The organism is Crocosphaera sp. Alani8, assembly GCF_038442745.1.
In the GTDB taxonomy this organism is placed as follows: domain Bacteria; phylum Cyanobacteriota; class Cyanobacteriia; order Cyanobacteriales; family Microcystaceae; genus Crocosphaera.
On record NZ_JARVCN010000050.1, the window covers coordinates 1 to 13,276 of the forward strand.

The 13,276-nt window shown below is 37.9% G+C and carries 14 protein-coding genes; 6 read left to right on the forward strand and 8 right to left on the reverse strand.

Going from position 1 to position 13,276, the window contains the following annotated elements:
• Window positions 1-406: 406 nt before the first annotated feature.
• Together P9B04_RS03975 and P9B04_RS03980 are read right to left on the reverse strand one after the other, a co-directional pair.
• Window positions 407-1,555 carry a pyridoxal-phosphate-dependent aminotransferase family protein gene (locus tag P9B04_RS03975; protein ID WP_342053699.1) on the reverse strand — a complete coding sequence of 383 codons (1,149 nt, stop codon included), beginning with the start codon at window positions 1,553-1,555 and terminating at the stop codon, window positions 407-409.
• 211 nt (window positions 1,556-1,766) lie between these two features.
• Window positions 1,767-2,507 (reverse strand): DUF1995 family protein, encoded by a 741-nt coding sequence (locus P9B04_RS03980; RefSeq protein ID WP_342053700.1) that lies wholly within the window; start codon window positions 2,505-2,507, stop codon window positions 1,767-1,769.
• An 89-nt stretch (window positions 2,508-2,596) separates the two neighbouring features.
• Here P9B04_RS03980 and P9B04_RS03985 point away from each other — a divergent pair, with 89 nt between their 5' ends.
• A complete protein-coding gene (locus P9B04_RS03985; protein WP_342053701.1) occupies window positions 2,597-3,163 on the forward strand; it encodes a DUF4126 domain-containing protein in 567 nt (188 codons plus the stop codon).
• A 19-nt stretch (window positions 3,164-3,182) separates the two neighbouring features.
• Here P9B04_RS03985 and P9B04_RS03990 read toward each other — a convergent pair whose 3' ends face one another.
• From P9B04_RS03990 to P9B04_RS04000, 3 genes are all read right to left on the reverse strand, one after another.
• The gene (locus P9B04_RS03990) at window positions 3,183-3,875 is read right to left on the reverse strand and encodes a glutathione binding-like protein (RefSeq protein WP_342053702.1); all 693 of its coding nucleotides are present in this window, start codon (window positions 3,873-3,875) and stop codon (window positions 3,183-3,185) included.
• Between the two features lie 141 nt (window positions 3,876-4,016).
• Complete coding sequence (locus tag P9B04_RS03995) at window positions 4,017-4,307, reverse strand: hypothetical protein (protein WP_342053703.1); 291 nt, start codon at window positions 4,305-4,307, stop codon at window positions 4,017-4,019.
• Window positions 4,308-4,316: 9 nt separating this feature from the next.
• Window positions 4,317-4,724 carry an ArsR/SmtB family transcription factor gene (locus P9B04_RS04000; protein ID WP_342053704.1) on the reverse strand — a complete coding sequence of 136 codons (408 nt, stop codon included), beginning with the start codon at window positions 4,722-4,724 and terminating at the stop codon, window positions 4,317-4,319.
• Between the two features lie 171 nt (window positions 4,725-4,895).
• On the opposite strand from P9B04_RS04000, the gene hetL reads away from it, so the two are divergent.
• Window positions 4,896-5,618 (forward strand): heterocyst differentiation pentapeptide repeat protein HetL, encoded by a 723-nt coding sequence (gene hetL, locus P9B04_RS04005; RefSeq protein ID WP_342053705.1) that lies wholly within the window; start codon window positions 4,896-4,898, stop codon window positions 5,616-5,618.
• Window positions 5,619-6,455: 837 nt separating this feature from the next.
• Window positions 6,456-7,754: an RNA polymerase sigma factor RpoD gene (gene rpoD / locus P9B04_RS04010; protein WP_342053712.1), complete on the forward strand. Its 1,299-nt coding sequence runs from the start codon at window positions 6,456-6,458 to the stop codon at window positions 7,752-7,754.
• A 61-nt stretch (window positions 7,755-7,815) separates the two neighbouring features.
• Here the strand turns inward: rpoD and P9B04_RS04015 are convergent, their stop codons facing one another.
• Window positions 7,816-8,472, reverse strand: coding sequence for a DUF4079 domain-containing protein (locus P9B04_RS04015; RefSeq protein WP_342053706.1), 657 nt, complete (start codon window positions 8,470-8,472; stop codon window positions 7,816-7,818).
• Between the two features lie 307 nt (window positions 8,473-8,779).
• Here P9B04_RS04015 and P9B04_RS04020 point away from each other — a divergent pair, with 307 nt between their 5' ends.
• Window positions 8,780-9,286, forward strand: coding sequence for a PAM68 family protein (locus tag P9B04_RS04020; RefSeq protein ID WP_342053707.1), 507 nt, complete (start codon window positions 8,780-8,782; stop codon window positions 9,284-9,286).
• A gap of 57 nt (window positions 9,287-9,343) precedes the next feature.
• Here the strand turns inward: P9B04_RS04020 and P9B04_RS04025 are convergent, their stop codons facing one another.
• Window positions 9,344-9,526 (reverse strand): DUF4278 domain-containing protein, encoded by a 183-nt coding sequence (locus tag P9B04_RS04025; RefSeq protein ID WP_342053708.1) that lies wholly within the window; start codon window positions 9,524-9,526, stop codon window positions 9,344-9,346.
• A 218-nt stretch (window positions 9,527-9,744) separates the two neighbouring features.
• Here P9B04_RS04025 and P9B04_RS04030 point away from each other — a divergent pair, with 218 nt between their 5' ends.
• Window positions 9,745-11,082, forward strand: coding sequence for a hemolysin family protein (locus P9B04_RS04030; protein WP_342053709.1), 1,338 nt, complete (start codon window positions 9,745-9,747; stop codon window positions 11,080-11,082).
• A gap of 124 nt (window positions 11,083-11,206) precedes the next feature.
• Here P9B04_RS04030 and P9B04_RS04035 read toward each other — a convergent pair whose 3' ends face one another.
• Complete coding sequence (locus P9B04_RS04035) at window positions 11,207-11,620, reverse strand: hypothetical protein (protein WP_342053710.1); 414 nt, start codon at window positions 11,618-11,620, stop codon at window positions 11,207-11,209.
• 786 nt (window positions 11,621-12,406) lie between these two features.
• Here P9B04_RS04035 and P9B04_RS04040 point away from each other — a divergent pair.
• The coding region (locus tag P9B04_RS04040) for a hypothetical protein (RefSeq protein ID WP_342053711.1) at window positions 12,407-13,276 on the forward strand (870 nt) is incomplete at its 3' end.

Consider the following 13,276-nt stretch of genomic DNA (forward strand, 5'->3'; position numbering starts at 1 on the left):
ATGTACAGGTATGTCTAGTATTGTACAGGTTTTTGTCTTCTAGAAAAACCTCCTCGAAACTTGTACTACAACACGATAACGATTCGAGGCTGCACTCATTAAGCGATCGGCTCGCTCTACCATTTCACCAGAATTGATTGGAAAATTTCTAACCATTGTCATTCACTGTTTATGACTTTCTATTCGAGAGTACCAAACAGGGGTAAAGAACAATGGAAGAGTAGGATAGGGAAAGATTAATGTTTTTGGACACGGAGGAGATGGGGAAAACGTAAAATTTATGTCCGACTACTTATGTCCCCTCATCCCCTCAGTCCATTACCCTAACCTAAGTTTGACATGGTGAAAATGAAGAGTGTATAACGCTTATTCTGTAGTTGAAAAAGATTCAACACCGAACTGAGGTTTAACCTAACACTCGAGACGCAGCCGCAATACCGGCTCCAGAATCTGCCCCCTGATGACCTAAAATTTGTAATGTGGCTTCTAGGGCAGCGATCGCCGTTAAAACATCTCGTTCACTGACAAAACCCAAATGGCCGATGCGGAAAATTTTTCCTTTGAGGTGATCTTGTCCTCCGGCTAAGGCTATATCGAATTCTTTTTTCATGGTAGAACGGATGGCCTCTGCTTCAACGGTGGAGGGCATAACTGCGGTTACAGCATAACTCGCGGCTTCATCTGGAGCAAAGGGGGATAAACCTAACCCTTTAACAGCAGCGCGAGTAGCTTGGGTGAGGCGTTGATGACGGGTAAACATGGCTTCTAACCCTTCTGCTTTCATCATTTCTAGAGCCACCTGTAACCCGTACATGAGGTTAACTGGGGGAGTAAAGGGGGAACTGCTTTTATCGGTTGCTTTTTTGTAGGCTCCTAAATCTAAATAAAATTTGGGTAAAGTGGCTGTTTCGTAAGCTTTCCAAGCTTTAGGACCAACGGCGACAAATCCTAATCCTGGGGGGATCATGTAGCCTTTTTGGGAGCCTGAGGCCACCACATCTAGTCCCCATTCGTCAACCGGCACATTAACAGATCCCAAACTGGTGACAGCATCTACCATGATTAAGGCTTCTCCGTGTTCCTTAACATAGCTATTGATGGTTGGGAGGTCATTGAGAACCCCTGTAGAGGTCTCGGAATGGGTGACAATTACGGCTTTGATAGTTTTATTGGTATCCTCTTCTAGCTTGGCTTTAAAGGCTTCTGGCTCGAGGGGTTTACCCCATTCGGCGGTAATTTCTTCTACTTCCAAGCCAAAGGCGCGGGCAATTTTTCCCCAACGTTCTCCGAATTTGCCGTTATTCCCCACTAAAACCCGATCCCCTGCACTCAGGAAATTGATGATTCCTGCTTCCATGGCCCCAGTCCCACTGACGGTTAACATGAGGACATCGTTTTGAGTCTGATGGAGCCATTTCAGGTTTTCGGTAATTTCCCCAATAATTTGACTAAAATCTCCACTACGGTGTCCGATGGGATGTTTAGCCATAGCTAAAAGGACACTTTCAGGGACAGGGGTAGGCCCTGGAATCATGAGCATCTGTTTATCTTGCATTGAGTCTTTCTCCTGCTTATTTTTTCTCGATAAGATAATCCCCTGTTGTTTCCATTAATTGCTGCACAGGGACTCTAACCAATTAATTTATCTTGTTCCCTTCCAGACTAAAAAAATCCTTGTCTCCTATGGGTTTTTTTAAGCATTAATTCAGGTTTTCTTTTCTTATGCTCTCCTCTTAAGGAAACTTTAAAGGAATATAAATTTCAGCTTACTGACTCAAAGCTTTGAGAAAACTTTGCATACTGGCAAAAATTCCTGATTTTTTGCGTTGAGGTTGACTAGTATCTTCTTCTTCCCCTTTCAAGACATCATTAACTAAAATATCTAAGGCTTCCCCCATAGGTTTTTGTGTTTGTTCAGCAATTAATTCGTAGCCATTTTCTCTTTCTAAATATACTAACCAAGGAGAAGGATAAGACCGCAACACTACCACTTCATCTGAGGGGCGAAAATAATAAACCGACTCCAAGGTACTAATAAACCGTTCCCGTAGTTGTCTAGCCGCGTAACCAATACCCACAATAGAAACATCTTCTAACTGAGGAATGAGCAGAATGACGGGACGATGGTCCGCTAAATTACACAATTTTTCTACAGTTTCTACTTCCACCGAGGAGGGACATACCAATAAAAAGGCTTCGTCTGCTTCAGAAACTTTGTTGTCTATAGAAGTGGCCCGACTCCCTAAGTCTGTTACTCGAAAAGGGGTTTCTCCCCAGTCCCGTCTAGCTAAGGCGGCCGCCCCAGTGTCGGGAAAAATTACTTTTAAGCCCGATTGTTGCCCTTCAAATAAGGTGGTAAACTCTAATGCTAACGCTTGGGCTTGTATGGCAATTTCTGGGACAACAATTTCTATGGAAATACGTCCGACACCTGATTCTAGGGCAATTTTAGCTGCTTCTTTGCCTTGCTGAACGGCTTGTTCTAAACTGTTGGGAACTTCAACCATGATGGGGTTTATAAAAGGCTATTGTCACTATTGTACAAGAGTAGGAGACAATGGAAAATGAACGACTTAGATAGTAAGAGTCAAATAAAATGATTATTGGTATTTTAGCAATCCTTTCTGTGTCCGCAGCGGCTGGTATGAGAATTGCTTTACCTTTATTAATTGTTGGCTTACTTCGTAGTGATTTGTGGTCAGAAGTTCCTCTACTTTCTGTTATTCCTCCTCAAGTTTTAATCGGGATTTTAACTAGTTGGTCTTTATTTGAATTATTTGGCTCTAAAAAGTTATTGGGGCAACGTATTTTACAGATTGTTCAGTTAATTTTTAGTCCTTTTGTGGGTGGTTTATTAGCAGTTACTGTGGTTAAAATTGCTAATTTAGGAATCATTCCTTTGTGGTTAATTGGGCTGATTGGAGGCTTATTGGCTTTGGTTTTAAAGTTAGTTCAAGTGGGTTGGTTCTTTCGTTTAAGGGGCTTACCTATCTGGGTGATTTGTGTTGAAGACATTATTTGCATTTTATTAGTTTTGTTTGCTTTTGATGCTCCAACAAATGGGGGATTAATTGCTTTAATGCTGTTATGGATTGCCATAAGAAGTTCAACTGCTTGGCGAAAATGGTATAAAAAAGGTAGTAAAGTTTCTGAGCAAGGATAACTTTCAATACTTAACTCATTTAACTTTCTCTTTTTCCTTGACCAAACAAAATCTTTTTAGATTCTTCTGTAATTGTTGCTCCTGTTTTTAGATTTTTAGCTATTTCGTAAGCTTTTTGAACTGCTGGGCGATTTTGCATGGTTTCAAACCATCTTTTTAGATTAGGAAAGTCCCCTAAATTTTGTTTCTGTTGTTGATGGGGGACAATCCAAGGATAAACGGCCATATCAGCAATGGAATAATCTTCTGCAATATATTCTCTATCTTTTAAACGTTCATTTAATACTCCATAAAGTCGTTCTGTTTCTTTGACATATCTATTAATAGCATAGGGAATTTTTTCGGGAGCATACTGACTAAAATGATGGTTTTGACCTAACATGGGGCCAAGTCCCCCCATTTGCCAAAATAACCACTCCATAACCTCCATTTCACCCCTGATATTTGTAGGTAAAAATTGCTGGATTTTTTTGGCTAAATACAACAGAATTGCACCAGATTCAAAAATACTAATGGGTTGCTTTCTATCTACTGGAGAACTATCAACAATAGCAGGAATTCGATTGTTAGGAGAAATTTGTAAAAATGCAGGGTCAAATTGCTCTCCTTTCCCAATGTTAACTAACTTAATATTGTAGTCTAGTTGAGCTTCTTCTAAAAAAATAGTAATTTTGTGACCGTTTGGGGTTGTCCAGTAGTAGAGGTCAATCATAATTTTCGACTTATATCACGGGCTAAATACTATAGTTTATTCTACAATATTTTGGATAATCAATTAAGATATTAAGTTCCAGAAATAGTAATTTTAAACGATGTTTATTTATGATGAAATATTATCTTATTGAGTAGAATTCTAATCACTGTTTCTTGTAACTAGAGCAATAGCTTGTAAACCAATAATTGCGCTCATTAATGCCCAGGTTCCATCTGCAGCTACATTAATACGATGGGCTAATTCTCTTGATAAGAGATAATTCATTTCTTCTGAATCCATTTTATTTCTATTGATCATAATTTCTTGAGTAGCAGCATCTAAAAGCATCCAATCTTGTAAAGTTACGTAGGTAAATAATAGGAAAGAAGGAATACTAACCCCTAAAGCTGAAAAACCCACTATTAGTCGAACTACTTTTTTTATATTCATGTCAACATTCTAAAATAACTCTTGAAAGCTTTTTATTGACTGAAATTGTTCGTTTTGCTGTTGTAATTGCGTAGCAACAGAATTACAGACAAGATCGCATAAAGGAAACACCAATGGATTAGCGATCGCATAAAAAACATTTACCCCTTCTTGAGTACGAGTCACAATTCCTGCTTGGGTTAATACTTTCAAATGTTTGGAAACATTCGCTTGACCTAAAGCCGTGATTTCGATGATCTGAGAAACATTTTTTTCCCCATTTTTTAACGCACAAATAATCTGCAAGCGGCTCATTTCTGATAATACTTTGAAAAAATCAGCAATCATCGCCAACGCAGCAGGAGGTAAGTGACAAATCTCTTTGTTTCCTATCAATGTCGTCTCAAGGGAGTATTCTGAGGTGCTTACTTTTGCCATATTGTTATATGGATAAAAAACTATGTGGACATATTATGACTTTTAATTATACCTTAATTAATGCTATGTTCCTATATTACTAAATAGTTGTAAATTAAATGAAGTCAAAGAAACCCCGACTTTCGAGGTAATTAAGACTACAATCAAAAGGAGATAAATAGGAAATAAAGAATGGAATTAGAAGAATTACTAAAAAAATACGAGTTAGGAGGGAGAATATTCCATAATATTGTTCTTAGAGAGGCAGATTTAATCGATTTTAACCTTTCAGGTGCAGATTTTCAGGGAGCGGATTTAAGACAATCTCGCCTAGGAAAAAGTATTTTTTGTCAAGCTATCTTTAAAAAAGTTAATCTTAGTGAATCTGTTCTCTGGGGAAGTGATTTCAAGGATGCAGATTTATCTGAGGCAATACTAAGAGATGCAGATCTCAGTGGAGCAAAATTGGTTGACGCTAACCTCACAGACACCTATCTAAGTAAAGCTAGTTTGTGTGGTACAAATCTGACAAGAGCGGTATTATTAAGAGCTATTTTATACGAAGTAGACTTGCGCCCTACCTCTGAAATCAGGACTAATTTAGAACAAGCAAATTTAAGCCAAGCGGACTTATGTTATGCCAATTTAAACTCAGCATCATTGCACCGAGTTAATTTATCGGGGGCAAGATTATGTCGAGCAAAACTAACACAAGAACCCTATCGATCGCAGTTTCCTACTGACTTAACAGAAGCTAATTTACAGGGGGCTGATTTGAGTTATGCTGACCTCAGTAATGCTATTTTAGTTAATAGTAATTTAAGAGATGCTGATTTAACAGGAACAATTTTAACCAATGCTGATTTGCGAGGAGCAATAATGCCAGATGGAAGTATTTATAGGAAAGAGAATTAAATTTTTAAAGCATAAGGCTGAAGATGATTAACCAAAATAAACTAATTTTTATATATCTGGAGTATCTTTTTTATTATTTTCAATTTTCCCCTTAGCCTAGGAAATTATTACTAATAGAAATTGCTCAAACTTTTATATGAAAATCATCAAAAATCGAAAATGTCAAATTTTTTTTACTGATTTTATTTATCTATCAGGAAACCAGACTACAAAGCTTATGAAAAAGAGATAAATTATGGCAATATTTTGTAAATCACCCTATTATTCAGCAACCTTCAGTAGCTGGCTCAATTCCTCTACCATTTTTTAAGTCCTTCGCTGTGCTATGGAACCTCTGATCTGGTTAAAGGGTCATCATATTTTGATATTTGATCGCTGTTTGATCGTTTTAAGTAGATCGATAGCCCAAAAACTTTGCTAACGTATGATTAAAAGGACTAAATTGTATTCTCTCTAAAAAACAAAAGTACCACTTTTGATCGATCCAACAGACTCACCATTATCTAGTAATCAGATAAGAATCTATCCGAAAAGATAGGAATATTGACCTATATTTCGGATTCCCTAGCATCCAATTTAGGATGATTCGAGTCAAGATTCACACAATCTTGATGCTATTAAAGCAAAAACTGTCCCCGATTTTTCGTAATTGAGGCTACAATCGGATAGGATTTCAGTTTTCTAGAGTGAAACTTATAAAGTTTTCCAAGGTTAATGAGACAAACACTCGTCCGTATCCAAAAACTTTAGACAATTTCGCACTGTACAAAGAAAGCTGGCTATGTCCAAAGGATAGTTGATAGAGACTCATCCAAATAACTCAACTGATAATTCACTATCACTTCTAGTTTTGCATCGAAGGAGCAAGAGGAAAACGGCATGACGCAGGCTAACGACCTATTAACCCTTACGGAATCTCAGATAGAAGTACCATTCTTCATTGACGAAGATATAGACGTACCTAGCAACGATATTGTTGAAGTAGAAACTAAAAAGAATCGCAAGATTAGTGCTTCTCGTCGTAAAGATCCTGGTAAGAAGAAACCTTATACCGAAGATTCGATTCGGGTTTATTTGCAAGAAATAGGTCGCATTCGACTTTTAAGGGCTGAAGAAGAAATTGAACTAGCTCGAAAAATTGCTGATTTACTGCAACTCGAGCGTATCAGAGAAGCATTGTGGGAAGAACTTGATCAAGAACAAGAACCCAGCGACGATCAATGGGGTAAGCGAATCTTCCAATGGGAGAATATCGAGCAAATGCTCCGCGCCCAATCAGCCAAAGACAAAGAACCCAGATGGTCCGAAGTAACCGCCATGTTACAAAAAGCGGACATCGTTTCAGATTTAGAGAAAAGCTGGAAAGAACAATCTAAAAGCTACCTTGGAAAATTCAGACGGCGTTTATATCTGGGACGTAAAGCCAAGGATAAAATGGTTCACTCCAATCTTCGTTTGGTGGTTTCCATTGCCAAAAAATACATGAATCGTGGTTTATCCTTCCAAGATTTAATCCAAGAAGGATCTCTCGGGTTAATTCGTGCAGCGGAAAAATTTGACCACGAAAAGGGATATAAATTTTCTACCTACGCTACTTGGTGGATTCGTCAAGCTATTACCAGAGCAATCGCCGATCAATCGCGTACCATTCGTCTTCCTGTCCATCTGTACGAAACCATTTCCCGTATCAAGAAAACAACAAAACTTCTCTCCCAGGAAATGCGTCGTAAACCCACCGAGGAAGAAATTGCCACTCGCATGGAAATGACCATTGAGAAGTTACGTTTTATCGCTAAATCGGCACAACTTCCCATCTCACTAGAAACCCCCATCGGGAAAGAAGAAGACTCCCGTTTGGGGGATTTTATTGAAGCGGACGGCGAAACTCCAGAGGATGAGGTATCTAAGAACCTATTACGGGAAGATTTAGAGAATGTTCTCGACACTTTAAGTCCTCGTGAAAGAGATGTTCTGCGGTTACGTTATGGGTTAGATGACGGACGTATGAAAACCCTAGAAGAAATTGGTCAGATTTTCAACGTTACTCGCGAACGTATTCGTCAGATCGAAGCCAAAGCTCTGCGCAAATTACGCCACCCTAATCGTAATAGCATCCTTAAAGAGTATATTCGCTAAACTTCGTTAGGACTAGGAAAATAAGAGAGTTAAGAATGTAGAAACCTAAACATTCTACATTCTACCCTCCTAGTTTAAATTTCCCGATTTCTAATAAATCCCTAGCCCCTGTTATTCCCTGTCCCATGAATAACAACAAAGCGAAGCAATTGAGAATGATATGGGCATTTCGCCAACGATTTGACCTATCTTTGTAAATGTCTGTGACAATAGCTAGGGAAAAAATCATCAGCAAGGAAGCAGCAATGCCATAGTAATAATGGGACACATACCACTCATTAGTGCGACGAAATACGTTATCTTGGCAACCTAAAACAACAATTCCCATCCCAGTTAAAGTAGCAAAAGTTCCTCGCCAATGTGCTTGTCTAGCACTGTGAAGAAAGTAGAGAGAAACCGCCGTCAAGACAAACATGACAATTAGGAAAATAAACTGTAAAAAGTTGTTCGTCCACAGTTGATTTTTAATAATATTTTCCCCAATAGGATAAGCTAATCCAAACAAAGTAATTGTTACCACCGCACTGGATAACCAGCGTCCTACCTTAACGTGTTCTGTTCCTACGATAGGGGGGATTTTACTTTTTTCTTTATTAGCTAAAGCCAAACGTCTTTGGCGGGTTTGCAAGGAATAATAAGAGACAATTCCAATCAAAGGAAAAACAATAATAACCGCCAATGCAGGATGAATAATAAGCAAAAAATCGACAGGTTTCATAATTTTTTAGGCTATGAATACTCAAGGGTTAACTGTAGCATAAACAGGGTACTCTCAACACCAAACTCAGATTGTTTCAAAGTATGTGAACTGTAAATACTACTTTTTAAATAGCATAGGAAATGTAGCTTAAAATTCTCTGAGAAAACAATAAGCAATGGATTATATAGCTAACATCACTAACAATCGTATCTTGATAAATTACGGACACAATTGCTACAGTAAGCTAAAATCGATAAAGGTGTGTTATTAATCACATTGTCAATTAATTTTCAACCTTATAATCTACAATTCCATTTTAAGACTTATGGCAGATAATTCCCCGAGGAACTCTATCCCCTTTGAACCAGGCCAGAAAAAAAAGAAGAAACAAAAAAAAACTCCACAAAAAGTTAACAATTCCTTTAAAAGTTCTCAAAAATCCCAAAAAGGCTACCGCGATGCAAGTTTAAATGCTATTCCTGACAGCGTAAGTCAAAGAATGGTCAGACGAATGGCCATCTTTTCAGGTATCCCTACTTTTTTAGGAATGTCCTCTTTTTTCATCTTCTATTGGGTTGTTAGTCAAGACTTACTAGATATTCCTAATTCAATAGTTGGTGCAGTAAGTTTCGGCTTATTTGGGTTAGGAGTCTTAGGATTAAGTTACGGTATATTTTCCGCTTCTTGGGATGAAAATCGTGTCGGTAGTTGGTTGGGATGGCAGGAATTGTCCCAAAACTTGGGTCGTACCCTCAACGCATGGCGCAGCACCAGACAAGAAGCTGTATCGGAACGAGAAAGAAAAAAGGCAGAAAGTCAAAGTCAAAAGTAGCGAGAAAAAACTCTGACTAGAAACCTGAGTTCCATTCAGCGAACTCAGGTTGATAAGTTAATTGTCTGGATAATGAACACCTCGATAAGTCATACCCTTAAGTCCTTGACCATCAGGAGATTTACCATAAGGATGACTTTTCCAATGAACACCCCGATAAGTTCCTTCTATTTCTACATTGCTAGATTTTAAGCTTACAGGCTCGTGATTATAACTGATTCCACGAAATGACAGTTTCATAATTGATTTTCCTCCGATCGCTTTTCCTCATCTTTTCTCCATTGGATGAGAAAACTGATGGTGTTTAAAAGTATTTTCTGTATCTATTGTTACATTTTTCCGAGATAAATGTCAGGATTTCATAAAAATTTAATAGAAGATCACTCGGTTTTTGGGGAGTTAATAGTTGATACTAGAAATGATGGGTTATTCTGAATCAAAGCCGAAATCGAGTTTCTATGGTTGCGATCGCAAGCGAACTTCTGGTTATCCTTTTGTTGATTTTATTTAACGCCATCTTTGCCCTGTCAGAGATAGCCCTAGTTTCCTCTCGAAAAATTCGTTTAGAACAGATGAGTCTCCAAGGTGATCGACGGGCAAAAATCGCTTTAGAATTAGCCAATGATCCCAACCAGATTTTATCAACAGTACAAATTGGGATCACCCTAATCGGCATTTTAGCAGGGGTTTATGGTGGAGCAAACCTATCAGCACATCTGACGGTTATTTTACAGCGTGTTCCTGGGTTAATGATTCACAGCGAAGCCATTTCTATAACCCTGGTTGTCCTTTGTTTGACCTATTTATCCCTAGTGATTGGAGAGTTGGTTCCCAAGCGTTTAGCGTTGAGTGATCCCGAAGGAATTGCTACATTGATGGCTATACCTTTACTGTTTATCTCTCGTCTCGTTTCCCCCATAGTTCAATTGTTAGGAACTTCTACGGATTTTATTCTATCTTTTTTGGGCATTACCACCACTATCAGCGAACCCCCTGTGACACAAGAAGAAATTAAAGTGATGTTGAAACAGGGACAAGAAGCAGGAATGTTTGAAGAAGTGGAACACGATATGGTGGAGAGGGTTTTACAATTAGGCGATCGCAAAGTTAGCAGTTTAATGACAACCCGTCCCGAAATTATTTGGTTAAATTTAGAAGATTCTGCTGAAATTAATCGTCACAAAGTTGTCCATAGTACCCATACTCGTTTTCCTGTTTGTCAGGGAAGTTTAGAAGAAGTTTTGGGTATTGTTCAGGTAACAAATTTATTATCTAATTGTTTGAGTTGTCAAAAATTCGATTTAACTGCTTCTTTAGGACAACCTTTATTGGTTCCCGATAGTACCTTGGGATTAAAAGTTTTACAATTATTCCAACAAACAGGAAATCACATTGCTTTAGTGGTAGACGAATACGGAATTATTCAAGGATTGGTGACTATTAATGATATTTTGAAAGCCATTGTCGGGGATATTCCTCGCATCGATCAAACTGTTATTCCTTCTATAGTACGTAGAGATGATGGTTCTTGGTTGATGGACGGAACCGTAGCCATTGATGAATTTAAAAAAGTATTTAGACTGAAGATTATTCCTGGAGAAAAACAGGGTAACTTTCATACTTTGGGAGGTTTTGTGATTACTCATTTGGGTAAAATCCCCAAGGCAACCGATAGTTTCAATTGGAAGGGCTTGAAGTTTGAAGTGATGGACATGGACGGAAATCGTGTAGATAAAGTTTTGGTGATGCCTATTAGTCAACCTTTATTCAATCAAACAACCAACGATATTTATTAATCAAAGCAGAAGGATAAGAGAATATGTTAATTGTCATGTTAAGGCGGCTTATTATGGTAAAGCAATACTTTTTCTGCTCCTGCTTCCCCTGCCCCTTTACCTTCTCAATATAACTATCTACTCTCTAAAGGGGATTAGGATAAAGCTGATCAATTTCTTGTTGTTGAAGTATCCTTTGATCGATGACAGCATCCTCTTGATTTAGGGTATCGATCCGCTCAAGATATTGATTACAGTTGTTATTAATAGGTGGGGGAGGGGTAGTAATAGTGCGCTCTAGACAAGCTCTTTCCGTGCGTTCACGATGGAAATGTTGCAAAATCTTTTCAGGGGTCTGAAAATAGAGTTGACGGTTATGGCGCATATTTTCGCGGTGAACCTCAGCACCACAGTTAACCGCTCCAGGGATACATTGTCTAGAAGGAATTGAAAGGTTAGGGCCAATGTTGCGTAGTTGGGCATTGGCTTTCACAGGAAAAATTAAAGGCACTCCTGTCGTGAATAAAAAAAACAGGACTAAGGAGGGTTTCAACTTCATAGTATTACCTCTTCAGGATGTACAAAACTAAAGTCAGTTAAGGGGCTAAAAGGTTACCATTTTATCATACTAAATTTTACTTGATTACGCTATGGCACCACGCATTATTGTTAGGAGGTTGTGGAGATTCCTCGTACCTCGGAATGACAGCTAGGGATATGAAAAATGTCCTAACCAATTTTTGTATTGCTATAGAAACAATTAGACATTAATGGTTTACAAATTATCAAGGGATTATTTATTATGGGGCTTTTACAACGATGTGGAAGAAGTAGAGGTGATTTATGATAGTAACTTAGTAAATATCTATGATAAATTACCAGAATAGTAAAAATAGAAATAATCCTCAAAGATGAACAAGGAAAAAGAGTAAAAAAACTACAGTCAAGAGGAATAAAAGTAGGAAGTTACTATTTAGATAAAATTGAAAATCTATAGAAAAATTGAGCAAATAAATGCTACCATAGTCGCCAAGATATTTTGTAAACAAGGATCAAAGACGATTAAAACAAGAGGTAAAAAAATGGTTTCAATGGTATAGTAGTGTGATGTTGCATTACCCCGTTGATGATCAAGCTTCTGATGGAGTGCATTGGAAGATAATAAAGGATATTTAAGAGGACTAAGTGCAACTCATGTTCTATTTTAGGTTAGAGCTTAACAACCTATCGGATTTGCCCAACTAATGGGATCTACCTTAATCGAAAGATGTTGAATTGATAATTTTTGTCCCTAAACCAGGATTGCTATCTGATTTTTATCGCTTAATTCAGTAGAGAAAAATTCATGGAAAAAGATCAATTTTATTCTTCACAAAGCCCTAGATCTGGGGAGATGTCTCCTTCGGTAAAATACTGTTTTTGCACACTTGCATTTGGAGATCCTTATCGTTTAGCTGCGAAGCATTTAGCTCAACAGTTACAAAAATGCGATATTGATTTGTTTGTAGTCACGGATGAGCCACAGTATTTTAAAGATCTTCCAAAAGTAAATGCAGTCAAATTACATAGAACAAGTATTTTATACGCATACAATGATAAGCGTTTTGCTTTAGAAAATGCTCTGAAGCATTACGAATGTGCTGTTCTTGTTGACGCAGATAGTGAAATTATTGGAGATATCCCACAAGTTTTAGAAATTCCTCCTGGGATGTACGCAAATACCAGTTGTAAATCCTTAGAAGAGAACCTTAAAAAACATCATCCTAAAAATTATGGTAGCTTTCAGTTACTAGCCCAAAAGCTAAAAATAGACCTTTCTCAAACTCAATGGATTTGTGAAAACTTAATTATCATTAGACGAAGTAGCGATCAAGAGTGGAAATTTTTAGATACTTGGGAATTGGCGGATCGTTGGCTTGGTATAAGGCAAGTTTTCCAAGGAGATCACTCCTATATTGGTGTTGCGGCGGCTGTTGCGGGATGGCAGGTTGATAACCACCCTGAATTTAGCCGAATTAAGGAAATAATTAAAAATCAAGGAAGACGTCATATTGGTTTCACAGGAAAAGTTTGGCAGCCCAAAAGTAAAATTTTCAGAAAAATGGGTTTTTATTGGCGTTGGTTGCAAGCTTTTTTGAGGACATTTTTAGAACCTAAAAAATATGTATCTTCTCAAAAAGCCAGGGGTCACTCGCTGCGAAAACTTAGGCCAAAC

Coding starts and splice junctions, on each gene's coding strand:
- P9B04_RS03975 (WP_342053699.1), bottom strand. CDS start 1,555: ATGCAAGATAAACAGATGCTCATGATTCCAGGGCCTACCCCTGTCCCT.
- P9B04_RS03980 (WP_342053700.1), bottom strand. CDS start 2,507: ATGGTTGAAGTTCCCAACAGTTTAGAACAAGCCGTTCAGCAAGGCAAA.
- P9B04_RS03985 (WP_342053701.1), top strand. CDS start 2,597: ATGATTATTGGTATTTTAGCAATCCTTTCTGTGTCCGCAGCGGCTGGT.
- P9B04_RS03990 (WP_342053702.1), bottom strand. CDS start 3,875: ATGATTGACCTCTACTACTGGACAACCCCAAACGGTCACAAAATTACT.
- P9B04_RS03995 (WP_342053703.1), bottom strand. CDS start 4,307: ATGAATATAAAAAAAGTAGTTCGACTAATAGTGGGTTTTTCAGCTTTA.
- P9B04_RS04000 (WP_342053704.1), bottom strand. CDS start 4,724: ATGGCAAAAGTAAGCACCTCAGAATACTCCCTTGAGACGACATTGATA.
- hetL (WP_342053705.1), top strand. CDS start 4,896: ATGGAATTAGAAGAATTACTAAAAAAATACGAGTTAGGAGGGAGAATA.
- P9B04_RS04015 (WP_342053706.1), bottom strand. CDS start 8,472: ATGAAACCTGTCGATTTTTTGCTTATTATTCATCCTGCATTGGCGGTT.
- P9B04_RS04020 (WP_342053707.1), top strand. CDS start 8,780: ATGGCAGATAATTCCCCGAGGAACTCTATCCCCTTTGAACCAGGCCAG.
- P9B04_RS04025 (WP_342053708.1), bottom strand. CDS start 9,526: ATGAAACTGTCATTTCGTGGAATCAGTTATAATCACGAGCCTGTAAGC.
- P9B04_RS04030 (WP_342053709.1), top strand. CDS start 9,745: ATGGTTGCGATCGCAAGCGAACTTCTGGTTATCCTTTTGTTGATTTTA.
- P9B04_RS04035 (WP_342053710.1), bottom strand. CDS start 11,620: ATGAAGTTGAAACCCTCCTTAGTCCTGTTTTTTTTATTCACGACAGGA.